The organism is Pseudomonas idahonensis (assembly GCF_037903935.1).
Classification (GTDB): Bacteria; Pseudomonadota; Gammaproteobacteria; order Pseudomonadales; family Pseudomonadaceae; genus Aquipseudomonas; species Aquipseudomonas danubii.
The window spans coordinates 4427223-4453330 of record NZ_CP149586.1 but is presented as its reverse complement, the minus strand read 5'-3'; the positions used below and the strand labels follow the sequence as shown (position 1 = coordinate 4453330).

The following is a 26108-nucleotide window of genomic DNA, read 5'->3' as shown; positions in this document are numbered from 1 at the left end:
TCAACCAAATAAACAGCAAGCTAATCACTGCGTTGACATTGGCTGCCTAGGCAGTAATATCTCGACACACACTCTCTGCCTAGGCAGCTAACTGGTGGTCAGATGAAGCATTTCAAACCCGACGACTTTCACAATTGCCATCTCGGCTTGCTGCTGGGGCGTGCCGCCCTGCTCAAGGACCGGATCATTGACACCCACATGGAGCCCCACGGCATCACTGCCGCGCAGTTCAAGGTGCTGATCATCATGGCCCAGTTCGGCGTCGATACCCCGGCCGAATTGTGCCGCCACCTGTCCCTGGACAGCGGTTCGATGACCCGCATGCTCGACCGCCTGCAGCAGAAGGACTTCCTGGCGCGTCAACGCTCGGAGGACGACCGGCGCCAGGTGCGCCTGGTGCTGACCGAGGAAGGTCGCAAGCTTGCTGATCGGCTGCCTTACATCGGTGCCAATGCAATGAACCAGTTGGCGGGTGCCATCTCTCCCGAGGAGTTGCGCACCCTTGAGCAGATTCTCAAGAAAATTTTGCTGGCTGCCGGTGACCCGATCACCATCCTGCGTTTAGGTGAAAAATGAGCAGTAAAACCTCGCGTACCCGCCTCAGCCTGGTGCTGTTGGCCATGAGTCTGGCCGGTTGTGCCAATTACAGCGGCCTGGATACCTCCGGCGTAAGCCTTGAGGCGAAAAGCCTCGCAGCGGGACAGTCTCTCAACGGTGTGACTTTGTCGCCGGCAGCCTGGCCACAAAGTGACTGGTGGAAAAGCCTGGGCGATACCCAGCTTGACGGGCTGATCCAGGAAGCCCTGCGGGACAGCCCGGACATGCAGATCGCCAGTGCCCGTGCCCATCAGGCCAATGCTGCGGCCTATGCCGCGGATGCCGAGCGGATGCCGACCCTGGATGCCAGTGCCGGTATCAGCCGCTCGCGCCTGGCCCGTGACCAGGACCCGCTGGGGCAGGGCGGGGCCTATTCCACGGTGCGCAACATTGGCGCCAGCTTCAATTACAACTTCGATCTCTGGGGGGGGCAGCGCGCGGCCTGGGAAGCAGCGCTGGGGCAGGCCCGAGCCGCTGAAGTCGACCGCCAGGCAGCGAGTCTGACCCTGGCCGCCGATGTAGCGCGTGCCTACAGCGACCTGGGGCGTGCGCATATCGTGTACGACCTGGCGAACGAGGACCTCAAGCGTACCCGGCAGATGCTCGACCTGAGTCGCCGTCGCCTGGACTCCGGGATCGACAGTCAGTACCAGTACCAGCAGACCGAAAGTCTGGAGGCCAGCTCCCAGGCCAGCCTGATCGACGCCGAGAAGCAATTGCAGAGCGCGAAGATCGCCTTGGCCGTGTTGCTCGGCAAGGGTCCGGATCGGGCCGATGACATCTCCCGGCCCAAGGTCCTGCAAGCCAGCGCCGTAGCCCTGCCTTCGACGCTGCCCGCTGAACTGCTGGGGCGCCGGCCTGATCTGGTGGCGGCTCGCTGGCGGGTGGAAGCGGCGAGCAAGAACATCGATGCCAGCAAGACCCGTTTCTACCCCAACCTCAACCTCAGTGCGCGAGCGGGCACCGAGGCGTTGCTGGGGGATGCGCTGTTCGGTTCCGCCAGTCGCTTCTTCAGTATCGCGCCGACCGTCTCGCTGCCGATTTTCGACGGCGGGCGGCTGCGGGCTGACCTGGACGCCCGGGATGCCGACTACGACCTGGCAGTCGCGCAATACAACAAGACCCTGGTGGCTGCCCTGGGGGATGTCAGCGACAGCATCTCCCAACTGCGGGAAATCGGACGGCAGATCGTCGCCCAGCAGCACGCCACCGACATCGCTCAGGACTCTTACAACACCGTGGTCCAGCGTTTCGGCTCCGGGATCGGCAACTACCTGGACGTGCTGAGCATTGAGCAGCAACTGCTGCAGGCCCAGCGCCAGCTGGCCACGCTGAATGCTCAGCAGATCGATCTGTCGATTCAATTGATGCAGGCGTTGGGGGGCGGCTTCGGTGCCCAGAACCTGGCTTCGGCCGACCCAGCCCCAGCTCCTCAGACTAAATAATTCGAGGTATTTGTCATGGCCACTGCCGACACTCAAGCAACCGAAAACACCCCGGACGCCGGTAACTCCCGCAAGCGCAAAGTCATGCTGCTGGGGCTGACGGCCATCGTCATTCTCGGCGGTCTGGGCGTGTTCGCCTGGCACGAACTTTATGGGCGCTGGAATGAAAGCACCGACGATGCCTATGTCAACGGCAACGTCGTGGAGATCACCCCGCTGGTCACCGGCACGGTGGTCAGCATCGGCGCCGACGATGGCGATCTGGTGCATGAGGGCCAGGTGCTGATCAACTTCGACCCCAACGATGCCCAGGTCGGCCTGCAAAGTGCCGAGGCCAATCTGGCCCGCACCGTACGCCAGGTGCGCGGCTTGTACAGCAACGTTGATGGCATGCGGGCCCAAGTGGCGGCGCAGAAGGCCGAAGTGCAGAAAGCCCAGGACAACTTCAATCGCCGCAAGAACCTCGCGGCCAGCGGAGCGATTTCCCAGGAGGAACTGTCCCACGCTCGTGATGACCTGACCTCGGCGCAAAATGCCCTGGCCAACGCCCAGCAGCAGCTCAACACCACCAATGCCCTGGTGGACGACACCGTAGTCTCCAATCACCCGGATGTGCAGGCCGCGGCCGCACAGTTGCGCCAGGCCTACCTGAACAACGCCCGCAGCACGCTGATTGCGCCAGTGACCGGCTATGTGGCCAAGCGCACCGTGCAACTGGGCCAGCGGGTCCAGCCGGGCACTGCACTGATGGCGGTGATTCCCCTGGACCAGCTGTGGATCGACGCCAACTTCAAGGAAACCCAGCTGCGTGACATGCGCATTGGCCAGCCGGTAGACATCGAGGCCGACATCTATGGCAGCGATGTGAAGTACAGCGGCACCATCGATAGTCTCGGCGCCGGCACCGGTAGCGCCTTTGCCCTGTTGCCGGCGCAGAACGCCACCGGTAACTGGATCAAGATCGTGCAGCGTGTGCCGGTGCGTATCCACATCAATGCCGATGAGCTGGCCAAGCACCCGCTGCGGGTCGGCCTGTCGACCCTGGTGAACGTCAACCTGCGGGATCAGAGCGGCCCGGTACTGGCCCAGCAACCACCGCAAAAGGCTTCCTTCAGCACCAACGTCTATGACCGTCAGTTGGGCGAGGCCGATGCCCTGATCGCCCGTCTGATCCACGACAACAGCGCGACCATCGGCAAGACGGCCCAGCGCTGATTCGCCAATCCGTCAACCCTGGTGTCGTCTAGAGACCAGGGTGCCAGCCCAGTTCCTAAGGATTCGCGATGAGCAATAACGCGTCTTTCACGCCTCCCAGCCTGCTGCTGAGCACCATCGGCCTGTCACTGGCGACCTTCATGCAGGTGCTCGATACCACCATCGCCAACGTGGCGTTGCCGACCATCTCTGGCAACCTCGGGGTGAGTTCGGAGCAGGGCACCTGGGTCATTACCTCGTTCGCCGTGAGCAACGCCATTGCCTTGCCACTGACCGGCTGGCTGAGCCGGCGTTTCGGTGAAGTGAAGCTGTTTATCTGGGCCACCCTGCTGTTTGTGCTGGCCTCGTTTCTCTGCGGTATTTCCACCTCGATGCCCGAGCTTGTTGGCTTTCGGGTGCTGCAAGGGGTGGTAGCAGGTCCCCTGTATCCCATGACCCAGACCCTGCTGATTGCCGTCTACCCGCCCGCGAAGAGGGGGATGGCCCTGGCGCTGCTGGCCATGGTCACGGTGGTGGCGCCGATTGCCGGGCCGATACTCGGTGGCTGGATTACCGACAGCTACAGCTGGCCGTGGATCTTCTTTATCAATGTGCCGATCGGCCTGTTTGCTGCCTGGGTGGTTCAGCAGCAATTGAAGGCGCGACCGGTGGTGACCAGTCGCCAGCCGATGGACTATATCGGCCTGCTGAGCCTGATCGTCGGGGTCGGTGCCTTGCAGATCGTCCTCGACAAGGGCAACGACCTGGACTGGTTCGAGTCCAACTTCATCATCGCCGGCACGCTGATCTCGGTGATTGCCCTGGCGGTGTTCGTGATCTGGGAAATGACGGATCGGCATCCGGTGGTCAACTTGCGGCTGTTCGCCCATCGCAACTTCCGCATCGGCACCATCGTGCTGGTGGGCGGTTACGCCGGGTTCTTCGGGATCAACCTGATCCTGCCGCAATGGTTGCAGACCCAGATGGGCTACACCGCCACTTGGGCCGGTCTGGCCGTGGCACCGATTGGCATTTTGCCGGTGCTGATGTCGCCCTTTGTCGGCAAGTACGCCCACAAGTTCGACCTGCGCCTGCTGGCTGGCCTGGCGTTCCTGGCCATTGGCCTGAGCTGCTTCATGCGTGCCGGATTCACCAATGAGGTGGACTTCCAGCACATCGCCCTGGTGCAGCTGTTCATGGGGATTGGCGTGGCGCTGTTCTTCATGCCGACCCTGAGCATCCTGATGTCCGACCTGCCGCCGCACCAGATCGCCGACGGCGCTGGCCTGGCGACCTTCCTGCGGACGCTGGGGGGTAGCTTTGCGGCGTCGCTGACGACCTGGATCTGGATTCGTCGGGCGGATCAGCACCATGCCTACATGAGCGAAAGCATGAGCATCTTCGATCCGGTCACCCGGGATGCGTTGAACAACCTCGGCGGTGCCAGCACCCAAGCCTACGCGCAGTTGGACCAAGTGCTCACCAGCCAGGCGTACATGCTCTCGACCGTGGACTATTTCACCTTGCTGGGCTGGGGCTTCATGGGCCTGATTCTGTTGGTGTGGCTGGCCAAGCCACCGTTTGCCGCCAAGGCCGGCCCGGCGTCGGCGGGGCATTGATGCCCTTCGCCGGTAAACCAGCTCCCTTGTAGGCGATGGCTTGCCAGCGAAGGCGTCCCCAAGGCTGATGCAAGGCCCGAGGCCCTCTTCGTCGGCAAGCCGACTCCTACGGTCGTGGAAACGTTGTAGGAGCTGGCTTGCCAGCGAAAGACGCGAAATTCAAGGCGAACCGGGCAGTGCCAACTGAGTCGGTGCGAAATCGAACGCCGCCAACTGAAAGCCTTGCTCGTCCACCTGCAATGCCCAGCCCTGTCGATCCCAATCCCCCAGCACGATGCGTTTGGCGGCCTGTTGGCCAATCTGCAACTTGTGAATCGCCGGGCGGTGGGTATGGCCATGAACCAGGGTGCCCACTCCATGTTCGCGCATGACCCGCGGTATTTCGTCCGGGGTCACATCGACAATGTCGTTGGCTTTCATGCGCGTCTGGGCGCGGCTTTCGTTGCGCAGCTTGCGCGCCAGCTTGCGCCGGGTGCGCAAGGGCAGATGCCGCAGAATCCACAGGCTCAACGGGTTGCGCAGGTAACGACGCATGCGCATGTAGGCTTCGTCGCGGGTGCACAGGCTGTCGCCGTGCATCAGCAGTACCGGCTCACCGTAGAAGTCGACGACGCTGGGGTCCTTGAGCAGGGTGGCGCCGGCTGCCTTGCAAAAGGCCTGGCCGAGCATGAAGTCGCGATTGCCGTGCATCAGGAAGACCTGCGTGCCGCTGTCGCTGAGTTCGCGCAGTGCCTGGCAAATGGAAAGCTGGTAGGGGGTCATGGCATCGTCGCCGATCCATACCTCGAAGAAGTCCCCGAGGATGTACAGCGCCTCGGCGGCGCGGGCGCGCCCACCGAGTAAATCCAGAAACGCCCGGGTAATGTCCGGGCGTTCCTCTTCCAGATGCAAATCTGAAATCAGCAGTATCACTCAATGATCTCGGCTTTCTCGATGATCACGTCTTCTGCGGGTACGTCCTGGTGGCCGGATTTCATGGTGGTGGCCACGCCTTTGATCTTGTCGACCACTTCAGTGCCGGCGATCACTTTACCGAATACTGCGTAGCCCCAGCCTTGAACGGTCTTGCCGCTGTGGTTGAGGAAGCTGTTGTCGGCGACGTTGATGAAGAACTGCGCGGAGGCCGAATGCGGCTCCATGGTACGGGCCATGGCGACGGTGTACTTGTCGTTGGAAAGGCCGTTGTCCGCTTCGTTCTGGATGCTTGGACGCTTGTCTTTCTTTTCTTTCATGCCAGGTTCGAAGCCGCCGCCCTGGATCATGAAGTTACCGATGACGCGGTGAAACACGGTGTTCTCGTAGTGCCCGGCTTTCACGTATTCGACGAAGTTGGCCACGGTCAACGGGGCTTTCTCGGCGTTCAATTCCAGCACGATCTCGCCGTGGTTGGTGGTCAGTTTGACTTGGGTCATGGTCGGTACTCTTTATAAGGAGAAGCGTTTTCAAGAAAATCCTGGGTAGCGGGGCACGCATGCGGTCCGCACCGATTTGGCCATCCTGCAGCCAAGGAGCGCAGTTTAGCGTGACCGCCATGAATTTCGAGGCTGTTTTTTCACTTGCACGCTATTAATAGCCGCAGTTTTAAAGCTGCGCTCTGTCAGGCACTTGACAGCATCGGCTATGATACTCGTTTTGATTTATCAGGCCGCACCCGGCCGCGCACTTGTACGTTCAAGGATCCTATGAGCAAGCCCACTGTCGACCCTACCTCGAATTCCAAGACTGGACCGGCCGTACCGGTCAACTTCCTGCGCCCGATCATCCAGGCGGACCTGGACTCGGGTAAGCACACACAGATCGTGACCCGCTTCCCTCCGGAGCCCAACGGTTACCTGCACATCGGTCACGCCAAGTCGATCTGCGTGAATTTCGGCCTGGCTCAGGAGTTCGGTGGTGTCACCCACCTGCGCTTTGACGACACCAACCCGGCCAAGGAAGACCAGGAGTACATCGACGCCATCGAAAGCGACGTCAAGTGGCTGGGCTTTGAGTGGTCCGGTGAAGTGCGCTATGCCTCGCAATATTTCGACCAATTGCACGACTGGGCCGTGGAACTGATCAAGGCAGGCAAGGCCTACGTCTGCGACCTGACTCCCGAGCAAGCCAGGGAGTACCGCGGTAGCCTCACCGAAGCGGGCAAGAACAGCCCGTTCCGCGAGCGTTCGGTTGAAGAGAACCTGGACTGGTTCGCCCGCATGCGTGCCGGCGAATTCCCAGACGGTGCACGGGTGCTGCGGGCCAAGATCGACATGGCCTCGCCGAACATGAACCTGCGCGACCCGATCATGTATCGCATCCGCCATGCCCATCACCACCAGACCGGTGACAAGTGGTGCATCTACCCCAACTACGACTTCACCCACGGTCAGTCGGACGCCATCGAAGGCATCACCCATTCGATCTGCACCCTGGAATTCGAAAGCCACCGTCCGCTGTACGAATGGTTCCTCGAGCACTTGCCGGTGCCGGCGCACCCGCGTCAGTACGAATTCAGCCGCCTGAACCTGAACTACACCATCACCAGCAAGCGCAAGCTCAAGCAACTGGTGGACGAGCAGCACGTGAATGGTTGGGACGACCCGCGCATGTCGACCCTGTCGGGCTTCCGCCGCCGCGGCTACACCCCGGCATCGATCCGCAATTTCTGCGAGATGGTTGGCACCAACCGCTCCGACGGCGTGGTCGATTACGGCATGCTGGAATTCAGCATCCGCCAGGACCTCGACGCGAATGCCCCGCGCGCCATGTGCGTGCTGCGTCCGTTGAAAGTCGTGATCACCAACTACCCGGAAGACCAGATCGAGAACCTCGAACTGCCGCGTCATCCGCAGAAAGAAGAACTGGGCGTGCGCAAGCTGCCGTTCGCCCGTGAAATCTACATCGACCGTGATGACTTCATGGAAGAGCCGCCAAAGGGCTACAAGCGCCTGGAACCCAACGGTGAAGTACGGCTGCGCGGCAGCTACGTGATCCGTGCTGACGAAGCGATCAAGGATGCCGAGGGCAATATCGTCGAGCTGCGTTGCTCCTACGATCCGGACACCCTGGGCAAGAACCCTGAAGGCCGCAAGGTCAAGGGCGTGATCCACTGGGTGCCGGCTGCCGCCAGCGTCGAGTGCGAAGTGCGCCTGTACGATCGTCTGTTCCGTTCTCCGAACCCGGAGAAGGCCGAGGACAGCGCGAGTTTCCTGGACAACATCAACCCTGACTCCCTGCAAGTGCTCACTGGTTGTCGTGCCGAACCCTCGCTGGGCAACGCACAGCCGGAAGACCGTTTCCAGTTCGAGCGCGAAGGCTACTTCTGCGCGGATATCAAGGACTCGAAACCCGGTGCTCCGGTATTCAACCGTACCGTGACCCTGCGCGACTCCTGGGGTCAGTGATTCAGTCAAGGAACTAACGTGCTAACGATCTACAACACGCTCACCAAGAGCAAAGAAGTCTTCAAGCCTTTGGATGGCAACAAGGTGCGCATGTATGTGTGCGGCATGACCGTGTACGACTACTGCCACTTGGGGCACGGCCGCAGCATGGTGGCCTTCGACCTGATTACCCGCTGGCTGCGTTTCAGCGGTTATGACCTGACGTACGTGCGCAACATCACCGATATCGATGACAAGATCATCAATCGTGCCAATGAGAACGGTGAGTCCTTCGAGGCCTTGACCGAGCGTATGATCGCGGCGATGCACGAGGACGAGGCGCGGCTGAATATCCGCAAGCCGGACATGGAGCCGCGGGCCACCGACCATATCCCAGGCATGCACGCGATGATCCAGACCCTGATCGACAAGGGTTATGCCTACGCTCCGGGCAATGGCGACGTGTACTACCGCGTCGGTAAGTTCATGGGTTATGGCAAGCTGTCGCGCAAGAAGATCGAAGACCTGCGCATCGGTGCGCGGATCGAAGTGGATGAGTCGAAGCAGGACCCGCTGGACTTCGTGCTGTGGAAAGCCGCCAAGCCGGGCGAGCCGAGCTGGGAGTCGCCGTGGGGTGCTGGTCGTCCGGGCTGGCATATCGAGTGCTCGGTGATGTCCACCTGCTGCCTGGGTGAGACCTTCGACATTCATGGCGGTGGCAGCGATCTGGAGTTCCCGCACCACGAGAACGAGATTGCCCAGAGCGAGGCGGCGACCGGCAAGACCTACGCCAATGCCTGGATGCACTGCGGCATGATCCGCATCAATGGCGAGAAGATGTCCAAGTCCTTGAACAACTTCTTCACCATTCGCGACGTGCTCGACAAGTACCATCCGGAAGTGGTGCGTTACCTGCTGGTGGCCAGCCACTACCGCAGCGCCATCAACTACTCGGAAGACAACCTCAAGGACGCCAAGGGCGCGCTGGAGCGTTTCTATCACGCGCTCAAGGGGCTGCCAAAGGTCGCTCCGGCCGGTGGCGAAGCCTTCGTCGAACGTTTCACCCAGGTGATGAACGACGACTTCGGTACTCCGGAAGCCTGTGCCGTACTGTTCGAGATGGTGCGTGAGATCAACCGCCTGCGTGAGAGCGATATCGATGCGGCGGCGGGTCTGGCAGCGCGTCTGAAAGAGCTGGCCAGCGTGCTGGGCGTGCTGCAACTGGAAGCCGATGACTTCCTGCAGGCCGGTGCCGAAGGTCGGGTCGATGGGGCACAGGTCGAGGCGCTGATCCAGGCACGTCTGGCAGCCCGTGCCAACAAGGATTGGGCTGAGTCCGACCGTATTCGCGATCAGATCACCGCCATGGGCGTGATTCTGGAAGACGGCAAGGGCGGTACGACCTGGCGCCTGGCTGACTAAGCTGGCGTTTGCTGCAACAAGAAACCCGCCTGGTGCGGGTTTTTTGTTGCCCTTCGAACAGTGCCGGATCAGGCCAGCGAGGCGAGGCGCTCCACTGTGTCCGGGTAGCGCTCCACCAGGCGCATCAAGGTCGTGGCCTGGGCGTTGGGTGTGGCGCGGCCTTGTTCCCAGTTTTCCAGGGTACGGGTGTTGGTGCGCAGGTACATGGCGAATACTGAACGCGAGAGGTTGAGTTGCTGGCGGATGTTCATCACCTCGGTAGCAGTGATGGGGGGCAGTTTGTCCAGCTTCACTTTATGGCTGCGCAGGGTGATCTTGCCCTGGCGCTCCTGGGTGAGGGCGTCGATGCCTTCTACCAGTTCGGAAAAGATGTCACGTTTGGTCATGTCTTCTGGCCTCGATTTCACGTTCCAGCAGTTGTTTGAGCTGTTGTCGCTGCTGCGGTAGCAGGTCGTCCATCTGCTCCTTGTCGAACAGGGTGAAGAGCCAGAACTGCGCCCCTCCGGACCACCAGTAATAAATCACTCTCAGCCCGCCACGCCTGCCCTTGTTGCGTCGCTCATCGACGAAACGCATCTTGCGCAAGCCGCCAGTGCACTGAATCAGAACCCCCGCGTGCGGGTGGCGCAGCAACTCGATCTGCAGTTCGCAGAACAACTCGTCGTCAAGGAAGTCCTTTCGGTATCGTGCAAATGCCGGTAGTTCAATAAACAGAGCATTCATTTCATACGCTTCCTGCGTATAGAATGGATGGCGCTGCAGCTTTGGTCAAGGCCCGCTGAGCGCCGCGTTTGATCTGGCAACAGTCTATGCCTGCGGCATTGGGCTGAATGTCGGAGCGAGCCGACGTGACAGGAAGGGCGATTCCGAGTTTCGCTGGGAATAGGGGAGGGCAGGGCCCTGAAATGCAAAACGGCACCCGAAGGTGCCGTTCTGTTTGTTGCGTTGAAACCTAAGCGATCAACCCGCCAGGCCGGAGTGCTGGACCAGGGTCAGCAGCGGCTGTGGGTATACGCCGAGGAAGAACGCCAGGACTGCGATGGCCAGCAGCATGACGCCACCGGCTTTCTGTTCCCAGTGCAGTTGGGCATCGACGCGACGCAGGTTCGGCTCGATCAGGTACAGGGTGACCATCACTCGCAGGTAGTAGAAGACGCCGATGGCGCTGCCCATGACCAGGGAACCGACCAGCCACCATTGGTGCGCTTCGACACCGGTAGCGATGATGTAGAACTTGCCGATGAAGCCCGCGGTCAGCGGGATACCGGCCAGGGACAGCATCATCACGGTGAGGACGGCGGTCAGGTACGGACGGCGCCAGAACAGGCCACGGTACTCGTACAGGGCGTCGGCATCACGGCCTTTGTACGGCGAGGACATCAGGGTGATCACACCGAAGGCACCGAGGCTGGTGATCACGTAGGTGACCAGGTACACGCCGATGGCTTCCATGGCCAGGCCCTTGCTCGCCACCAGGGCGATCAGCAGGTAACCGAAGTGGGCGATGGACGAGTAACCCAGCAGACGCTTGAGGTTGCTCTGGGTCAGCGCCAACAGGTTGCCCACCAGGATCGAGGCGATGGCGATCACGGTCAGCACGTTGCTCAGGACACCGCTGCTGGCCACTGGCGAGAGCTGGAACAGACGCACCAGTACCGCGAACACCGCCACCTTGCTGGCGGTGGCCAGGAAGGCGGCGACCGGGGCCGGGGCGCCTTCGTAGACGTCCGGAGTCCACAGGTGGAAAGGCACCAGCGACAGTTTGAAGGCCAGGCCGATCAGCATCATGCCCAGGCCCAGTTGCGCCAGCGGGCTTGGCAGCCCAGTGGCGGCCAGGGCTTGACCGATGCCGCTGAAGCTCAGGCTGCCGGCTTCTGCGTAGAGCAAGGCCATGCCGAACAACAGGAAGCCCGAACCGGCGGCCGACAGCACCATGTACTTGATGCCGGCTTCCAGGGAGCGCTTGTTGAAGAAGGCATAGGCCACCAGGCCGTAGACCGGTACCGAGAGCAGCTCCAGGCCGATGAACAGGCCGGCCAGGTTCTGCGCGCTGACCAGCACCAGGCCACCGGCGGCGGCCAGCAGGATCAGCAGGTACAGCTCTTCACGGTTGCCCGGGTAGCCGCTGCTGCCGTCGCCCAGGTAGGCGTGGGCCAGGGTGACGCAGGCCAAGGTGGCCACCAGGATCAGGGCCATGTAGAGGCAGGCGAACTGGTCGATCTGCAACAGCGGGGTGACCGCCAGGGGTGCCACTTTCAGCACCGGGAAGATCGACAGCAATGCCAGGTTCAGACCGGCCACCGACAGCAGGAAGGTCTGGGCGTGGTTGCGCCGCCAGGCGATCGCCAGCATCACCACCACAAGGGTGGCGCTGGTGATCAGCAGCGGCGCCAGGGCTATAAAGTGTTGAATCGTAAAGTCCATAGCGCTCTTACCGGGCCGAAGCGAGTTGAGTGAAGGCGGTGCTGAGCCATTGCTGCACGCCATGCATGGTGGCGGCAGAGGTATCGAGGAACGGTTGCGGGTACACGCCGATGTAGATCAGCAGGACCGCCAGTCCCAGCACCATGATCAGTTCGCGAGCATCCATGCCGTGCAGCACCGCGTCCGACTTGGACGGGCCGAAGTAGGCACGGTGGATCATGATCAGCGAGTAGACCGAGCCGAACACCAGGCCGGACGTCGCGATCGCGGTGATCCATGGCGCACTGACGAAGGTGCCGATCAGGATCAGGAACTCGCCGACAAAGTTACCGGTGCCCGGCAGGCCCAGAGAAGCGGCTGCAAAGAACAGGCTGATGGCCGGCAGGTAGGCGATACGCGACCACAGGCCGCCCATTTCACGCATGTCGCGGGTATGGGTGCGCTCGTACAGCTGGCCGCTGAGGATAAACAGCGCGGCTGCCGAAACACCGTGGGCTAGCATCTGGATCACCGCGCCCTGCAGGGCCTGCTGGCTGCCGGAGTAGATCCCGATCAGCACGAAGCCCATGTGGGAAACGCTGGAGAAAGCGATCAGACGCTTGATGTCGGTCTGGGCGAAGGCCAGGAAGGCACCGTAGAAGATGCCGATCAGACCCAGGGTCATGGCGATCGGCGCGAACTCTGCCGAAGCGTTGGGGAACAGCGGCAGGGCGAAACGCAGCAGGCCGTAGGCCGCAGTCTTCAGCAGGATACCGGCCAGGTCCACGGAGCCGGCGGTCGGTGCCTGGGCGTGAGCGTCAGGCAGCCAGGAGTGGAACGGCACCACCGGCAGCTTTACCGCGAAGGCGATGAAGAAGCCGAGCATCAGGATGTACTCGGTGGCGGTGGACATCTTGGTCTTCAGCAACTGGGCGTAATCGAAGGTGATCACCCCGGTGTTGTTGAAGTTGACCAGCACCAGCCCCAGGATCGCCACCAGCATGATCAGGCCGGAAGCCTGAGTGAAGATGAAGAACTTGGTTGCTGCGTAAATCCGGGTTTTCTTGCCGTCTGCCGAGCTGTGACCCCAGAGCGCGATGAGGAAGTACATCGGCACCAGCATCATTTCCCAGAAGAAGAAGAACATGAACAGGTCCAGCGCCAGGAACACGCCGACCACACCGCCCAGGATCCACATCAGGTTCAGGTGGAAGAAGCCCACGTGACGCTGAATCTCTTTCCAGGAGCAGAGTACCGAGAGGATACCCAGCAGGCCGGTCAGCAGGATCATCAACAGCGACAGGCCGTCCAGCGCCAGGTGCACGTTGATGCCGAAGCGCTCGATCCACACATGCTTGAACTCGATGGCCCAAGTTGGATCGGCGCCAGGCGCCGGAGCAAATGAATAGTTACCGTGGGCCCACAGCCAGAGGCCGAGAGCGAGTTCCAGGGTCATGGTCAACAGCGCAATCCAGCGCGGGAGGGTGGCGCCGAAGCGCTCACCCAGCCAGCACAGCAGGCCGCCGATGAAGGGGATCAGGATTAGCCAAGGCAGAATCATGACGGGCTCAATTCCTTTCGCAAGTTCGCAAGGTTCATATCAGACCGCTACCAGCACAATGGCGCCGATGACCAGCACGGCACCGGCTGCCATCGAGGCGGCGTACCAACGCAGTTGACCGGTCTCGGTACGGCTCAGGGAGTTGTGACCCCCTTTGGCCATACGCGGGATCAAACCGATGGTCTGATCGAGCGGGTCCTTGCGCAGTACATGGCTGATGGCCAGGTATGGCTTGACGAACAGTTTGTCGTAGATCCAGTCGAAGCCCCAGGCGGCGAACCACCAGGCCGAGAGCAGACGCCCGATGCCGCTGTTGGCGATGGCGGTCACAACGCGACGCTTGCCAAGGAACAACAGGGCGGCCAGCAGGATACCGGCCAGGGCGATGGCGCCCGAGGCGATTTCCAGGCTGTGCTTGGCTTCGCCACCGGCATGACCGACGCTCAGCGGCAGTACACCATGCAGGGGCGGAGTGATCATCGCGCCGATCCCGGTGGACAGCACGATCAGCACCACCAGCGGCAGCCAGTGGGAAATCCCGTGGCCGGCGTGGGCTTCGGTCTTGGCTTCACCGTGGAAGGTGATGAAGATCAGGCGGAAGGTGTACAGCGAGGTCATGAACGCACCCACCAGACCGGCATACAGCAGGCCATGGTTGCCACTGGCGAAGGCTTCCCAGAGGATCTCGTCCTTGGAGTAGAAGCCCGCGGTCACCAGAGGCAGGGCCGCCAGGGCGGCGCCACCGACGATGAAGCTGGCGTAGGCCAGAGGCAGTTTCTTCCACAGGCCGCCCATCTTGAAGATGTTCTGCTCGTGGTGGCAGGCAACGATCACCGCACCGGAAGCCAGGAACAGCAGGGCCTTGAAGAAGGCGTGGGTCATCAGGTGGAAAATCGCGCCGTCCCAGGCGCCAACGCCCAGGGCCAGGAACATGTAGCCGATCTGGCTCATGGTGGAGTAGGCGAGGATCCGCTTGATGTCGGTCTGCACCAGCGCGGCGAAGCCGGCCAGTACCAGGGTCACGCCGCCCACCAGGCCTACCAGGTGCAGGACTTCCGGTGCCAGGGTGAACAGACCGTGGGTACGGGCGATCAGGTAGACGCCGGCGGTGACCATGGTCGCGGCGTGGATCAGTGCCGAAACCGGGGTCGGGCCGGCCATCGCGTCCGCCAGCCAGGTCTGCAGCGGCAGTTGCGCGGATTTACCCACGGCGCCGCCCAGCAGCATCAGGGTCGCCAGGGTGATCCAGAAGTCGCCGGCCTGGAATTTCTGCGGTGCCAGCACCAGCAGTTCCTGGACGTTCAGCGTGCCCACCTGTTGGAACAGAATGAACAGGCCGATGGCCATGAACACGTCGCCGATACGGGTGACGATAAAGGCCTTGAGTGCGGCGTTACCGTTGTTGCGGTTGCTGTAGTAGAAACCGATCAACAGGTAGGAGCACAGGCCCACGCCTTCCCAGCCGAAGTACAGGAACAACAGGTTATCGCCCAGCACCAGGAACAGCATGCTGGCGATAAACAGGTTGGTGTAGGCGAAGAAGCGCGAGTAGCCGGCTTCACCGCGCATGTACCAGGACGCGAACAGGTGGATCAAAAAGCCCACGCCCACCACCACACCCAGCATGGTCACGGACAGACCATCCAGGTACAGGGCGAAGTTCGGCGCGAAACCGTCCACCGACATCCACTGCCACAGCACCTGGGTGTAGTGACCACCCTCAGGCGGCGTAACGTTGAATTGCCAGATCACGTAGGCGGCCACGATGGCCGACAGGCCAATGGAGCCGACGCCGATCAGGGCCGAGAGGTTTTCCGAGAGGCGTCCCCGGGAGAACGACAGCAGCAGGAAACCGATCAGGGGGAATACGAAAGTCAGAAAGAGAAGGTTCATCCGCGCATCTCGCTGGCTGCATCGATATCGAGAGTGTGGAAGCGGCGGTACAGCTGCAGCAGGATCGCCAGGCCAATACTGGCCTCGGCGGCTGCCAGGCTGATCACCAGGATGAACATCACTTGTCCATCCGGTTGCGCCCAGCGGGCGCCCGCAACGATGAAGGCCAATGCCGAGGCGTTCATCATCACTTCCAGGCTCATCAACACGAAGAGGATGTTACGGCGGACCATCAGGCCGACCAGACCGAGGCAGAACAGGATGCCGGCAACTGCCAGGCCATGTTCCATCGGGATAGTACCGAGAGGGATAGTAGGCATCGTGTTACTCCTTCGCCTCGTTGCGGCCCAAGTGGAACGCCGTGACGGCTGCGGCGAGCAGCAGCATCGAGGCGAGTTCGACCACCAGCAGGTAAGGGCCGAACAGGCTGATGCCCACGGCCTTGGCGTCGACGGTGGTTTGACCGATACCGGCACCGCTCTGGTGGCTGAACAATACGTACAGCAGTTCAGCCAGCAGCAAGGCGGCGAGAATCACCGGGCCGATCCAGATGCCGGGCGTGAGCCAGATGCGCTCCTGCTGAGCCGCGGCCGGGCCGAGGTTGAGCATCATCACCACGAACACGAACAGCACCATGATGGCGCCGGCGTAGGCGATCACTTCCAGGGCACCGGCGAACGGTGCGCCGAGGCTGAAGAAGGTCATGGCCACGGCGATCAACGAAATGATCAGGTAGAGCAGGGCGTGCACAGGGTTGGTGTTGGTGACCACGCGCAGCGTGGAAACAACGGCAACACCTGATGCGAAATAGAAAGCGAATTCCATCGTTCTTCCTTAAGGCAGCAAGCTCTTCACGTTGATCGGCTCGGCTTCATTCTGCGCGGAGCCTTTTGGCTTACCGGCAATGGCCATACCTGCAACACGATAGAAGTTGTAGTCAGGGTTCTTTCCGGGACCGGAGATCAAGAGATCCTCTTTCTCGTAAACCAGGTCCTGACGTTTGAACTCGGCCATCTCGAAATCCGGTGTCAGCTGGATTGCGGTGGTCGGACAGGCTTCCTCGCAGAGGCCGCAGAAAATGCAGCGCGAGAAGTTGATGCGGAAGAAGTCCGGGTACCAGCGACCGTCTTCGGTTTCAGCTTTCTGCAGCGAGATGCAACCCACAGGGCAGGCCACGGCGCACAGGTTGCAGGCTACGCAACGCTCTTCGCCATCGGGGTCGCGAGTCAGGACGATACGGCCACGGTAGCGTGGCGGCAGGTACACCGGCTCTTCGGGGTATTGCAGGGTGTCGCGTTTGCGAAAGCCGTGACCGAACACCATCACCAGGCTGCGCAACTGGGTACCAGTACCCTTAACGATGTCGCCAATATATTTGAACATGGGTCAAATCCTCACTGAACCGCGCCCGCAGGCGTGTTCAACAACACAAGCGCAGCGGTCACCAGCAAATTGATCAGGGTCAGCGGCAGGCAGAATTTCCAGCTGAAGTCCATCACCTGGTCATAACGCGGGCGCGGGATAGAGGCGCGCAGCAGGATGAACAGCATGATGAAGAACGCGGTCTTCAACGCGAACCAGACGAAGGACAGTTGCGGCAGGATGCCGAACGGACCGTGCCAGCCACCGAAGAACAGGGTGACCAACAGTGCCGAGATCAAGATGATGCCGATGTACTCACCAACGAAGAACATGCCCCATTTCATGCCGGCGTATTCAATGTGGTAACCGTCGGCCAGTTCCTGCTCCGCTTCCGGCTGGTCGAAGGGGTGACGGTGAGTCACGGCCACGCCAGCGATGAAGAAGGTACAGAAGCCGAAGAACTGCGGAATGATGAACCACAGGTTCTGCGCCTGGTACTCGACGATGTCGCGCATGTTGAAGGAACCGACCTGAGCCACGATGCCCATCAGCGCCAGGCCCATGAACACTTCGTAGGACACGGTCTGGGCCGAAGCCCGCAAGCTGCCCAGCAGGGCGAACTTGTTGTTACTCGACCAGCCGGCGAACAGCACCGCGTAGACCGACAGACCGGCCATGGCAAAGAAGAACAGCAGGCCGATGTTCAGGTCCGCGACGCCCCAGGTCGGGGTGATCGGGATGATCGCGAAGGCGATCAGCAGGGCGGACATGGCGACCACTGGTGCCAGGGTGAAGATCACCTTGTCGGCAAACGGCGGGGTCCAGTCTTCCTTGAAGAACATCTTCAGCATGTCGGCGGCGATCTGGAACATGCCGAACGGGCCAACGCGGTTCGGACCGTAACGGTCCTGCCACCAGCCCAGCAGGCGACGTTCGACGAAGCTCAGCAGCGCACCGGCGATTACTACCGCCAGCAGGATCACGACGGCCTTGACGACCGTCAGGATCACGTCGATCACTTCAGGGGTAAACCAACTCATTGCGCCGCCTCCTGCAGACCGTCAACGGATTTGCCAAAGAACGCCGGAGGAATCCCCGCCAGACCGGCAGGCAGGCCCACCAGGCCAGCACCCAGCTCTTCGTTGATGCGCAGTGGCAGACGCAGGGTCTGGCCGGCTACGTTCACCGCGAGCAGGGCACCGTCGTTGACACCCAGGCGATCGGCTTCGGACTTGGCCAGGGCCACGTAGGCCGCCGGAATGCGTTCCTGTACCGGAGCGGCTTTCGAAGAGTTCTCTTCGCTGCCGAACAGGTGATAGAACGGCACCGCTTGCCAGGTGCCCTGAGCCGGAGAGAAGGCCCGCGGTACGCTGGAGAACCAGTTGAGACGGTCGCCCTGGCTTTCGATCAGGCGAGTACCCGGATCACCGGCACGCAGATGGCCGCCGACTTCGTCCTGGAACTTGTTCCAGGCTTGCGGCGAGTTCCAGCCCGGCGACCAGGCGAACGGCACTTGCGAGCGCGGTTCGGCGGAGCCCGAGTAACCTTCCATGGAGTAGGCGAAGGCGGTATCCGGGTCTTGCGGGGTGCGCGGTTCATGCACGCTCTGGTTGGCGCGCATGGCGGTACGGCCGCTGTAGCGCAGCGGTTCGCGGGCCAGTTTCAGGCCTTTGATACGGAACGCTGCGGAAGGTGCCGCGTCGATGATGGAAGCCAGTTGCGGGGTGCTCGCGGCGCAGGCAGCGGTCACGTGGTCCAGCTGGGTCCAGTCCACTGGCTTGTTCAGCAGAGTGCTGCGCAGGGCGTGCAGCCAGCGCCAGCCTTCGTGGACCATGATGCTGGCGTCCAGGTAGGTCGGATCGAAGACCTGGAAGAAGCGCTGGGCACGACCTTCCTGGCTGACCAGGGTGCCGTCGCCTTCGGCGAAGCTGGCCGCCGACAGCACCAGGTGCGCGCGCTCAAGGGTGGCGGTCTGTTGATGATCGGCAACGATCACCACCTTGGCCGCGTTCAGTGCGGCATCCACCTTGGCTGCGTCGGTGCGGGTGTACAGGTCGTTTTCCAGCACCACGATGGCGTCGGCCTTACCGTCGATCACCGTCTGCAGGGCCGCGTCCACGGATTCGCCACCGAGCATGGCCAGGCCGAGGCTGTTGGCCTCTGGCACGACCAGGCTGATGGAGCCGGCTTTCTCGCGCAGCTTCAAGGCCTTGGCAATGTTCGCTGCGGCTTCGATCAGCGCCTTGGAGCCCAGGGAGGTACCGGAAATGATCAGTGGGCGCTTGGCCGCCAGCAGAGCGTCGGCAATGCGCTTGGCCAGTTCCAGGGCTTCACTGTCCAGGCCTTCCACGGCAGGGGCGCTGGCGTCGATGGCGTGGGCCACGGCGAAACCGATGCGCGCCAGGTCGTCTGGAGCGGCGTGTACACACTCCTCGGCCACGTCGTCGAGCTTGGTTTCAGCCAGGCTGGCAATGAACAGCGGGTTCAGCGCGTGCTGACCGATGTTCTTCACGGCGGCGTCGAGCCAAGGCTGGACGCGCATGGCGTCGGCCATTTCCTCGGCCTTGCCCTTGACCGACTGGCGCAGGGCCAGGGCCATGCGTGCGGCGGTTTGGGTCAGGTCTTCGCCAAGGACGAAGATGGCATCGTGGTCTTCGATCTCGCGCATGTTCGGAACCGGCAGCGGACTGTCGTTCAGAACCTGCAGAACCAGGCGGATGCGCTCCAGTTCAGAAGCTTCGATACCACTGTAGAAGTGCTCGGCACCGACCAGCTCACGCAGGGCGTAGTTGCTTTCCAGGCTGGCGCGAGGCGAGCCGATACCGACGATGTTGCGACCGCGCAGCAGGTCGGCCGCCTGGTCCAGCGCCTGGTCCAGAGTCAGCTGGGTGCCATCGGCCAGGCGTGGCTGGCGCGGACGGTCCTTGCGGTTGACGTAGCCGTAGCCAAAACGGCCACGGTCGCAGAGGAAATACTGGTTCACCGAACCGTTGTAGCGGTTCTCGATGCGCCGCAGCTCGCCGTAGCGCTCGCCCGGGGAGATGTTGCAACCGCTGGAGCAGCCATGGCAGATGCTCGGCGAGAACTGCATGTCCCACTTGCGGTTGTAGCGCTCGGAGTGAGTCTTGTCGGTGAACACACCGGTCGGGCAGACCTCGGTGAGGTTGCCGGAGAACTCGCTTTCCAGGGTGCCGTCTTCAACGCGACCGAAGTACACGTTGTCGTGGGCGCCGTAGACGCCCAGGTCGGTGCCGCCGGCGTAGTCCTTGTAGAAGCGCACGCAGCGGTAGCAGGCGATGCAGCGGTTCATTTCGTGGGAAATGAACGGGCCGAGGTCCTGGTTCTGGTGGGTGCGCTTGGTGAAGCGATAACGGCGCTCGTTGTGGCCGGTCATCACCGTCATGTCTTGCAGGTGGCAGTGACCGCCTTCCTCACAGACCGGGCAGTCGTGGGGGTGGTTGGTCATCAGCCACTCGACAACACTGGCGCGGAAGGCCTTGGATTCTTCATCGTCGATGGAGATCCAGGTGTTGTCGGTGGCTGGGGTCATGCAGGACATGACGATACGACCACGGGTGTCGTTCTCGTCGGTGTACTGCTTGACCGCGCACTGGCGACAGGCACCGACGCTACCGAGTGCGGGGTGCCAGCAGAAATAAGGGATGTCGAGGCCTAGTGACAGACAAGCCTGTAACAGGTTGTCCGCCCCATCGACTTCGAGCGCTTTGCCGTCTACGTGGATAGTGGCCATGGTTCAAAGTTCTTCGTTGGCCCGGTGTCAGCGGGCGTGGCTAATGGAATCTTGTTATGCGTGCGAATCAACACAGCCGTTCACGGCGTCATCGCACGTCGAGCGCAGGGCACGGACCCTGCGCCCTCATCTAAGCGTTACGCGCCGACTACGATCGGTCGGGCCAGAGGCGGGACGGCGGCGCTGGTGGGCGCGATGCCGGCTTCGAACTCTGGACGGAAATACTTGATGGCACTGCCCAACGGCTCCACGGCACCCGGTGCGTGAGCACAGAAGGTCTTGCCTGGGCCGAGGAACCCCACCAGACCCAGCAGGGTCTCGATGTCGCCTTGCTGGCCCTGGCCGTTCTCCAGAGCCATCAGCAGTTTGACGCTCCATGGCAGGCCATCACGGCAAGGGGTGCAGAAGCCGCAGGATTCACGGGCGAAGAATTGCTCCATGTTGCGCAACAGCGACACCATGTTGATGCTGTCGTCCACCGCCATGGCCAGGCCGGTACCCATGCGGGTGCCCACTTTGGCGATGCCGCCGGCATACATTTGCGCATCCAGGTGTTCTGGCAGCAGGAAGCCGGTACCGGCGCCGCCTGGCTGCCAGCACTTGAGCTTGAAGCCGTCGCGCATGCCGCCGGCGTAGTCTTCGAACAGCTCGCGTGCGGTCACGCCGAAGGGCAGCTCCCACAGGCCAGGGTTCTTCACTTTGCCGGAGAAGCCCATCAGCTTGGTGCCGTGGTCTTCGCTGCCTTCGCGGGCCAGGGATTTGTACCACTCCACACCGTCGCCGATGATCGCCGGCACGTTGCACAGGGTCTCGACGTTGTTCACGCACGTCGGCTTGCCCCACACGCCTACGGCAGCAGGGAAGGGCGGCTTGGAGCGTGGGTTGGCGCGACGGCCTTCCAGGGAGTTGATCAGTGCGGTTTCTTCACCGCAGATGTAACGCCCGGCGCCGGTGTGGACGAACAGCTCGAAATCGAAACCGCTGCCCAGGATGTTCTTGCCCAACAGGCCTGCGGCCTTGGCTTCTTCCACGGCACGCCGCAGGTGCTTGGCGGCGGTGGTGTATTCGCCCCGCAGGAAGATGTAGCCGCGGTAGGTTTTCAGTGCACGGGCACTGATCAGCATGCCTTCGATCAGCAGATGGGGCAGTTGCTCCATCAGCATGCGGTCCTTCCAGGTGTTAGGTTCCATTTCGTCCGCGTTGCACAGCAGGTAGCGGATGTTCATGGACTCGTCTTTGGGCATCAGGCCCCACTTCACGCCGGTGGGGAAGCCCGCACCGCCGCGGCCCTTGAGGCCGGCATCCTTGACGGTCTGGACGATGTCGTCCTGTGACAGGTCAGCGAAAGCCTTGCGGGCCGCCGCGTAGCCGTTCTTGGCCTGGTACTCGTCGAGCCATACCGGCTCGCCGTCGTCACGCAGACGCCAGGTCAGTGGGTGGGTTTCTGCGGTACGCGCAATGCGGTTCGCAGGGCCGAAAGAGGTCAGGGTCATACGTAGCCCTCCAACAGTTTGGCCACGCCAGCAGGCTGTACGTCGCCGAAAGTGTCGTCGTCGATCATCAGCGCCGGGGCTTTGTCGCAGTTGCCCAGGCAGCACACCGGCAGCAGGGTGAAGCGGCCGTCGGCGGTGGTCTGGCCGAGGCCGATGCCCAGCTCGCTCTGAATCTGGCTGACCACGGACTCGTGGCCGCCGATGTAGCAGACCATGCTGTCGCAGACGCGAATGATGTGGCGACCCACTGGCTGACGGAAGATCTGGCTGTAGAACGTCGCCACGCCTTCAACGTCGCTGGCGGGGATGCCAAGGATCTCGCCGATGGCGTAGACCGCGCCGTCCGGCACCCAGCCACGTTCCTTCTGGACGATCTTCAGTGCTTCGATCGACGCCGCGCGCGGGTCTTCGTAGTGATGCATCTCGTGCTCGATGGCCGAGCGCTCGGTTTCGCTCAGGGCGAAACGGTCTGTCTGGATAAGCGTGCTGTTCATGCTTAGCGGTCCACGTCGGCCATAACGAAGTCGATACTACCCAGGTACGCGATCAAGTCCGCGACCATGCTGCCGCGGATCACCGAAGGGATCTGCTGCAGGTGGGCGAAGCTTGGGGTGCGAATCCGGGTGCGGTAGCTCATGGTGCCGCCATCGCTCGTCAGGTAATAACTGTTGATGCCCTTGGTCGCTTCGATCATCTGGAAGGATTCGTTGGCCGGCATCACCGGACCCCACGAAACCTGCAGGAAGTGCGTGATCAAGGTTTCGATGTGCTGCAGGGTGCGCTCTTTCGGCGGCGGCGTGGTCAGCGGGTGATCCGCCTTGTACGGGCCTTCCGGCATATTGCGCAGGCACTGATCGATGATCTTGATGCTCTGGCGCATCTCCTCGACGCGAACCATGCAGCGGTCGTAGGCGTCACCGTTGGCCGCCAGTGGAACTTCGAACTCGAAGTTCTCGTAGCCGGAGTACGGACGAGCCTTGCGCAGGTCGAAATCGCAGCCGGTGGAACGCAGGCCGGCACCGGTGACGCCCCACTCCAGGGCTTCCTTGGTGTTGTAGGCGGCAACGCCGATGGTCCGGCCTTTGAGGATGCTGTTCTGCAGGGCGGCCTTGGTGTATTCGTCGAGGCGCTTGGGCAGCCATTCAACGAAGTCCTTGACCAGCTTTTCCCAGCCGCGGGGCAGGTCGTGGGCGACGCCGCCGATGCGGTACCAGGCCGGGTGCAGGCGGAAGCCGGTGATGGCTTCGATCACGGTGTAGGCACGCTGGCGGTCGGTGAAGGTGAAGAACACCGGGGTCATGGCACCGACGTCCTGGATGTAGGTACCCAGGAACAGCAGGTGGCTGGTGATGCGGAAGAACTCGGCCATCATGATGCGGATGACGTCGACCTTCTCCGGTACCTTGATGCCGGCCAGCTTCTCGACCGAGAGCACGTACGGCAGGTTGTTCATCACCCCGCCGAGGTAGTCGATACGGTCGGTGTAAGGGATGAAGCTGTGCCAGGACTGACGCTCGGCCATTTTCTCGGCACCACGGTGGTGGTAGCCGATGTCCGGAACGCAGTCGACGATCTCTTCACCGTCCAACTGCAGGATGATGCGGAAGGCACCGTGGGCCGAGGGGTGGTTCGGGCCCAGGTTGAGGAACATGTAGTCCTCGTTGGCACCGGAACGCTTCATGCCCCAGTCTTCCGGACGGAAGCGTGCGGCTTCTTCTTCCAGCTGCTGCTTGGCCAGGGTCAGGCTGAACGGGTCGAACTCGGTGGCGCGGGCCGGGAAGTCCTTGCGCAGCGGGTGACCTTCCCAGGTCGGCGGCATCATGATCCGCGAAAGGTGAGGGTGACCGGCAAAGTCGATGCCGAACATGTCCCAGACTTCACGCTCGTACCAGTTGGCATTGGGCCAGATACCGGTGACGGTCGGCAGGCTGAGATCGCCTTCGGACAGGGCCACCTTGATCATCACGTCGCTGTTACGTTCGATCGACAGCAAGTGGTAGAACACGCTGAAATCGGCACTCGGCAGGCCTTGACGCTTGGTGCGCAGGCGCTCGTCCACGCCATGCAGGTCATAGAGCATGACGTACGGCTTGGGCAGGTTGCGCAGGAAGGTCAGGATTTCAACGAGTTTGGAGCGGGTAACCCACAGCACCGGCATGCCGGTGCGGGTGGCCTGGGCGGTGAACGCCTCAGGGCCAAAACGGTTATTGAGTTCGACGACCACATCCTGGTCGTCAGCCTTATAAGGCGGGATGTACAGAGCACTGCCTGTAGTCATGGTTTTTTATCGCTTTCGGTCAACGTAAAGAGTGAAGCCAGTGTCGTTTCTTTGTCAGAACAGATCTGGATCAGACTTCGTCAGGGCTGCGCAGGTTGGTGACCTGAATACGCTGTTCGCGGCGCTGCTCCTTTTGCGACGGCATTTCGGCGCGGTACACGCCTTGATCACCGACGACCCAGGAAAGTGGGCGACGCTCCTGGCCAATGGATTCTTGCAAGAGCATCAAGCCTTGCAGGAACGCTTCAGGGCGGGGCGGGCAGCCAGGTACGTAGACGTCCACGGGCAGGAACTTGTCCACCCCCTGAACTACGGAGTAGATGTCGTACATGCCACCGGAGTTGGCGCACGAACCCATGGAGATAACCCATTTAGGCTCGAGCATTTGCTCATAGAGACGCTGGATGATCGGCGCCATCTTGATGAAGCAGGTGCCGGCAATAACCATGAAATCCGCCTGACGCGGCGATGCCCGGATAACCTCGGCGCCAAAGCGCGCGATGTCGTGGGGCGCCGTGAAGGCAGTGGTCATTTCCACGTAGCAGCAGGACAGACCGAAGTTGTACGGCCACAGGGAGTTCTTACGCCCCCAGTTGACCGCGCCGCTCAGCACGTCTTCCAGCTTGCCCATGAAGATGTTTTTGTGGACCTGATCCTCTAACGGATCGGAAACGGTTTCCCGTTCGCCGATCGGGTACTGATCGTTAGGAGCATCGGGGTCGATCCTGGTGAGATTGTATTGCATCGCCAAAGCCTCATTGTTTTAGCTTCGCCTGCCGCTTACGACGACCTTCCGGAGCCCAGTCAAGAGCCCCCACTCGCCAAAGGTAGACAAGACCTGCCAACAGAATTGCTATGAAAACGAGAGCTTCGACGAATCCGGTCCAGCCGCTTTCGCGGACGGACACAGACCAGGCAAAGAGAAAGAGGGCTTCGATATCGAAGATCACGAAGAGCATCGCGACCAGATAGAATTTGGCTGAGAGCCGCAAGCGGGCGCCACCGGTAGGTAGCATGCCGGACTCGAACGGTTCGTTTTTGCTGCGGCCCCAGGCTTTTGACCCGAGGAGGCTGGAGACGCCGAGCATGAAGGCGCAAAGGCCGACAACACCCAGAAGGAAAATGGCAAAGCCCCAGTTGTGGGCCATGAGTCCTGTCGCTTCGGGCATGCTGGTAATCCTTAACAGAGAGCAAGAGTCTCTGAGCTTGATAAAGAAATAAAGCAGTGACGATATGTCGCAGCGCAATCAATCGCGCTGATTTTATGGCTAAACACCGGGCAAGTAAAATTTCTAAAGCGAAATTGTTTATCGTAATAAGGACATAGCTCACCCCTGTAGCCCCGTAAGCCGCGGCCTGTGGGCATTAGGGGAGGTTTTGTTAATTATGTTTTGTTGCTGCTGCAACGAAAGTTACAGTGGCTAAATGATAATCAATATTGTTTAGGTGTTGTTTTAATCTGCTTCCCTTCGGGGAGTGGGAAAGTTGCTTGTTATATCCCTGTTACTGCAAGTAGCAGGGGCGCACCTTTTAACCTGTTTCGCTCTGGGTAGCACCGCTCTGGATCAATGTTTGGCGAGCTTTTTTGCAGGGGGCGGGTGTCTCGAGGTTTTCGAGGGGGGCGCAGGGGAGCGGTTCGCCGGCAAGCTGGTTGCTGCAGGTTCGGCGGGCAAAAAAACGCCCCGAACCAGTCGGGGCGTCAGTTGTACAGCAATGCAGTTGTTTTTA

Annotated in this window: 23 protein-coding genes; 6 read left to right on the top strand and 17 right to left on the bottom strand. The window is 61.5% G+C overall.

Annotation, left to right across the window (positions count from 1 at the left end; translation table 11 throughout):
* Positions 1 to 102: 102 nt before the first annotated feature.
* The 4 genes from WIN67_RS20070 (at position 103) to WIN67_RS20055 (ending at position 4855) form a co-directional block, all read left to right on the top strand.
* Positions 103 to 576, top strand: a complete 474-nt coding sequence (locus WIN67_RS20070; RefSeq protein WP_102864704.1) for a MarR family winged helix-turn-helix transcriptional regulator — start codon at positions 103 to 105, stop codon at positions 574 to 576.
* Positions 573 to 2042, top strand: coding sequence for an efflux transporter outer membrane subunit (locus WIN67_RS20065; protein WP_170003881.1), 1470 nt, complete (start codon positions 573 to 575; stop codon positions 2040 to 2042). Before WIN67_RS20070 ends, WIN67_RS20065 begins: the two co-directional genes overlap by 4 nt.
* A gap of 15 nt (positions 2043 to 2057) precedes the next feature.
* Positions 2058 to 3257: an HlyD family efflux transporter periplasmic adaptor subunit gene (locus WIN67_RS20060; RefSeq protein WP_102881794.1), complete on the top strand. Its 1200-nt coding sequence runs from the start codon at positions 2058 to 2060 to the stop codon at positions 3255 to 3257.
* 68 nt (positions 3258 to 3325) lie between these two features.
* Positions 3326 to 4855 (top strand): DHA2 family efflux MFS transporter permease subunit, encoded by a 1530-nt coding sequence (locus WIN67_RS20055; protein ID WP_102864707.1) that lies wholly within the window; start codon positions 3326 to 3328, stop codon positions 4853 to 4855.
* Positions 4856 to 5014: 159 nt separating this feature from the next.
* Here the strand turns inward: WIN67_RS20055 and lpxH are convergent, their stop codons facing one another.
* Both lpxH and WIN67_RS20045 read right to left on the bottom strand, forming a co-directional pair.
* The gene (gene lpxH / locus WIN67_RS20050) at positions 5015 to 5767 is read right to left on the bottom strand and encodes a UDP-2,3-diacylglucosamine diphosphatase (RefSeq protein WP_339069935.1); all 753 of its coding nucleotides are present in this window, start codon (positions 5765 to 5767) and stop codon (positions 5015 to 5017) included.
* Positions 5764 to 6267 carry a peptidylprolyl isomerase gene (locus WIN67_RS20045; RefSeq protein ID WP_016965727.1) on the bottom strand — a complete coding sequence of 168 codons (504 nt, stop codon included), beginning with the start codon at positions 6265 to 6267 and terminating at the stop codon, positions 5764 to 5766. Before WIN67_RS20045 ends, lpxH begins: the two co-directional genes overlap by 4 nt.
* Before the next feature lie 270 nt (positions 6268 to 6537).
* Here WIN67_RS20045 and WIN67_RS20040 point away from each other — a divergent pair, with 270 nt between their 5' ends.
* Both WIN67_RS20040 and cysS read left to right on the top strand, forming a co-directional pair.
* The gene (locus WIN67_RS20040; protein ID WP_102881793.1) at positions 6538 to 8238 is read left to right on the top strand and encodes a glutamine--tRNA ligase/YqeY domain fusion protein; all 1701 of its coding nucleotides are present in this window, start codon (positions 6538 to 6540) and stop codon (positions 8236 to 8238) included.
* An 18-nt stretch (positions 8239 to 8256) separates the two neighbouring features.
* Positions 8257 to 9639: a cysteine--tRNA ligase gene (cysS, locus tag WIN67_RS20035; RefSeq protein ID WP_102881792.1), complete on the top strand. Its 1383-nt coding sequence runs from the start codon at positions 8257 to 8259 to the stop codon at positions 9637 to 9639.
* Between the two features lie 68 nt (positions 9640 to 9707).
* Here the strand turns inward: cysS and WIN67_RS20030 are convergent, their stop codons facing one another.
* The 15 genes from WIN67_RS20030 to WIN67_RS19960 form a co-directional block, all read right to left on the bottom strand.
* Positions 9708 to 10025, bottom strand: coding sequence for a helix-turn-helix domain-containing protein (locus tag WIN67_RS20030; protein WP_102864712.1), 318 nt, complete (start codon positions 10023 to 10025; stop codon positions 9708 to 9710).
* Entirely contained in the window at positions 10012 to 10362 is a 351-nt protein-coding gene (locus WIN67_RS20025) for a toxin (protein WP_110596127.1), read from the bottom strand. The genes WIN67_RS20030 and WIN67_RS20025 overlap by 14 nt, the downstream gene beginning before the upstream one ends.
* A 237-nt stretch (positions 10363 to 10599) precedes the next feature.
* Positions 10600 to 12063 carry an NADH-quinone oxidoreductase subunit NuoN gene (gene nuoN / locus WIN67_RS20020; protein ID WP_015636299.1) on the bottom strand — a complete coding sequence of 488 codons (1464 nt, stop codon included), beginning with the start codon at positions 12061 to 12063 and terminating at the stop codon, positions 10600 to 10602.
* 7 nt (positions 12064 to 12070) lie between these two features.
* Positions 12071 to 13603 carry an NADH-quinone oxidoreductase subunit M gene (gene nuoM / locus WIN67_RS20015; RefSeq protein ID WP_011062195.1) on the bottom strand — a complete coding sequence of 511 codons (1533 nt, stop codon included), beginning with the start codon at positions 13601 to 13603 and terminating at the stop codon, positions 12071 to 12073.
* A gap of 39 nt (positions 13604 to 13642) precedes the next feature.
* Positions 13643 to 15496 carry an NADH-quinone oxidoreductase subunit L gene (gene nuoL / locus WIN67_RS20010; RefSeq protein ID WP_339069934.1) on the bottom strand — a complete coding sequence of 618 codons (1854 nt, stop codon included), beginning with the start codon at positions 15494 to 15496 and terminating at the stop codon, positions 13643 to 13645.
* Positions 15493 to 15816 (bottom strand): NADH-quinone oxidoreductase subunit NuoK, encoded by a 324-nt coding sequence (gene nuoK / locus WIN67_RS20005; RefSeq protein WP_016964784.1) that lies wholly within the window; start codon positions 15814 to 15816, stop codon positions 15493 to 15495. The genes nuoL and nuoK overlap by 4 nt, the downstream gene beginning before the upstream one ends.
* Before the next feature lie 4 nt (positions 15817 to 15820).
* Positions 15821 to 16321 (bottom strand): NADH-quinone oxidoreductase subunit J, encoded by a 501-nt coding sequence (gene nuoJ, locus WIN67_RS20000; protein ID WP_102864715.1) that lies wholly within the window; start codon positions 16319 to 16321, stop codon positions 15821 to 15823.
* A gap of 9 nt (positions 16322 to 16330) precedes the next feature.
* Positions 16331 to 16879 (bottom strand): NADH-quinone oxidoreductase subunit NuoI, encoded by a 549-nt coding sequence (nuoI, locus tag WIN67_RS19995; protein WP_003223795.1) that lies wholly within the window; start codon positions 16877 to 16879, stop codon positions 16331 to 16333.
* 11 nt (positions 16880 to 16890) lie between these two features.
* The gene (gene nuoH, locus WIN67_RS19990) at positions 16891 to 17898 is read right to left on the bottom strand and encodes an NADH-quinone oxidoreductase subunit NuoH (protein WP_102864716.1); all 1008 of its coding nucleotides are present in this window, start codon (positions 17896 to 17898) and stop codon (positions 16891 to 16893) included.
* Positions 17895 to 20609: an NADH-quinone oxidoreductase subunit NuoG gene (nuoG, locus tag WIN67_RS19985; RefSeq protein ID WP_339069933.1), complete on the bottom strand. Its 2715-nt coding sequence runs from the start codon at positions 20607 to 20609 to the stop codon at positions 17895 to 17897. The genes nuoH and nuoG overlap by 4 nt, the downstream gene beginning before the upstream one ends.
* Positions 20610 to 20746: 137 nt before the next feature.
* Positions 20747 to 22102 (bottom strand): NADH-quinone oxidoreductase subunit NuoF, encoded by a 1356-nt coding sequence (nuoF, locus tag WIN67_RS19980; RefSeq protein WP_253164795.1) that lies wholly within the window; start codon positions 22100 to 22102, stop codon positions 20747 to 20749.
* A complete protein-coding gene (gene nuoE / locus WIN67_RS19975) occupies positions 22099 to 22596 on the bottom strand; it encodes an NADH-quinone oxidoreductase subunit NuoE (protein ID WP_011062188.1) in 498 nt (165 codons plus the stop codon). The genes nuoF and nuoE overlap by 4 nt, the downstream gene beginning before the upstream one ends.
* A gap of 2 nt (positions 22597 to 22598) precedes the next feature.
* Positions 22599 to 24380, bottom strand: a complete 1782-nt coding sequence (gene nuoC / locus WIN67_RS19970; RefSeq protein ID WP_102864719.1) for an NADH-quinone oxidoreductase subunit C/D — start codon at positions 24378 to 24380, stop codon at positions 22599 to 22601.
* Positions 24381 to 24450: 70 nt separating this feature from the next.
* A complete protein-coding gene (locus WIN67_RS19965) occupies positions 24451 to 25125 on the bottom strand; it encodes a NuoB/complex I 20 kDa subunit family protein (protein WP_011062186.1) in 675 nt (224 codons plus the stop codon).
* A 10-nt stretch (positions 25126 to 25135) separates the two neighbouring features.
* Entirely contained in the window at positions 25136 to 25549 is a 414-nt protein-coding gene (locus WIN67_RS19960; RefSeq protein ID WP_011062185.1) for an NADH-quinone oxidoreductase subunit A, read from the bottom strand.
* Positions 25550 to 26108: the final 559 nt, after the last annotated feature.

What these genes read in the sequence shown, in the direction of transcription:
- WIN67_RS19965 (WP_011062186.1), bottom strand. Translation starts at nt 25,125, where the DNA reads ATGCAATACAATCTCACCAGGATCGACCCCGATGCTCCTAACGATCAG.
- nuoF (WP_253164795.1), bottom strand. Translation starts at nt 22,102, where the DNA reads ATGACCCTGACCTCTTTCGGCCCTGCGAACCGCATTGCGCGTACCGCA.
- nuoK (WP_016964784.1), bottom strand. Translation starts at nt 15,816, where the DNA reads ATGCCTACTATCCCTCTCGGTACTATCCCGATGGAACATGGCCTGGCA.
- WIN67_RS20040 (WP_102881793.1), top strand. Translation starts at nt 6,538, where the DNA reads ATGAGCAAGCCCACTGTCGACCCTACCTCGAATTCCAAGACTGGACCG.
- nuoM (WP_011062195.1), bottom strand. Translation starts at nt 13,603, where the DNA reads ATGATTCTGCCTTGGCTAATCCTGATCCCCTTCATCGGCGGCCTGCTG.
- WIN67_RS20045 (WP_016965727.1), bottom strand. Translation starts at nt 6,267, where the DNA reads ATGACCCAAGTCAAACTGACCACCAACCACGGCGAGATCGTGCTGGAA.
- WIN67_RS20070 (WP_102864704.1), top strand. Translation starts at nt 103, where the DNA reads ATGAAGCATTTCAAACCCGACGACTTTCACAATTGCCATCTCGGCTTG.
- WIN67_RS19960 (WP_011062185.1), bottom strand. Translation starts at nt 25,549, where the DNA reads ATGCCCGAAGCGACAGGACTCATGGCCCACAACTGGGGCTTTGCCATT.
- nuoI (WP_003223795.1), bottom strand. Translation starts at nt 16,879, where the DNA reads ATGTTCAAATATATTGGCGACATCGTTAAGGGTACTGGTACCCAGTTG.
- nuoJ (WP_102864715.1), bottom strand. Translation starts at nt 16,321, where the DNA reads ATGGAATTCGCTTTCTATTTCGCATCAGGTGTTGCCGTTGTTTCCACG.
- nuoE (WP_011062188.1), bottom strand. Translation starts at nt 22,596, where the DNA reads ATGAACAGCACGCTTATCCAGACAGACCGTTTCGCCCTGAGCGAAACC.
- nuoL (WP_339069934.1), bottom strand. Translation starts at nt 15,496, where the DNA reads ATGAACCTTCTCTTTCTGACTTTCGTATTCCCCCTGATCGGTTTCCTG.
- WIN67_RS20055 (WP_102864707.1), top strand. Translation starts at nt 3,326, where the DNA reads ATGAGCAATAACGCGTCTTTCACGCCTCCCAGCCTGCTGCTGAGCACC.
- nuoC (WP_102864719.1), bottom strand. Translation starts at nt 24,380, where the DNA reads ATGACTACAGGCAGTGCTCTGTACATCCCGCCTTATAAGGCTGACGAC.
- WIN67_RS20025 (WP_110596127.1), bottom strand. Translation starts at nt 10,362, where the DNA reads ATGAATGCTCTGTTTATTGAACTACCGGCATTTGCACGATACCGAAAG.
- WIN67_RS20065 (WP_170003881.1), top strand. Translation starts at nt 573, where the DNA reads ATGAGCAGTAAAACCTCGCGTACCCGCCTCAGCCTGGTGCTGTTGGCC.
- WIN67_RS20030 (WP_102864712.1), bottom strand. Translation starts at nt 10,025, where the DNA reads ATGACCAAACGTGACATCTTTTCCGAACTGGTAGAAGGCATCGACGCC.
- nuoH (WP_102864716.1), bottom strand. Translation starts at nt 17,898, where the DNA reads ATGAGTTGGTTTACCCCTGAAGTGATCGACGTGATCCTGACGGTCGTC.
- nuoN (WP_015636299.1), bottom strand. Translation starts at nt 12,063, where the DNA reads ATGGACTTTACGATTCAACACTTTATAGCCCTGGCGCCGCTGCTGATC.
- nuoG (WP_339069933.1), bottom strand. Translation starts at nt 20,609, where the DNA reads ATGGCCACTATCCACGTAGACGGCAAAGCGCTCGAAGTCGATGGGGCG.
- WIN67_RS20060 (WP_102881794.1), top strand. Translation starts at nt 2,058, where the DNA reads ATGGCCACTGCCGACACTCAAGCAACCGAAAACACCCCGGACGCCGGT.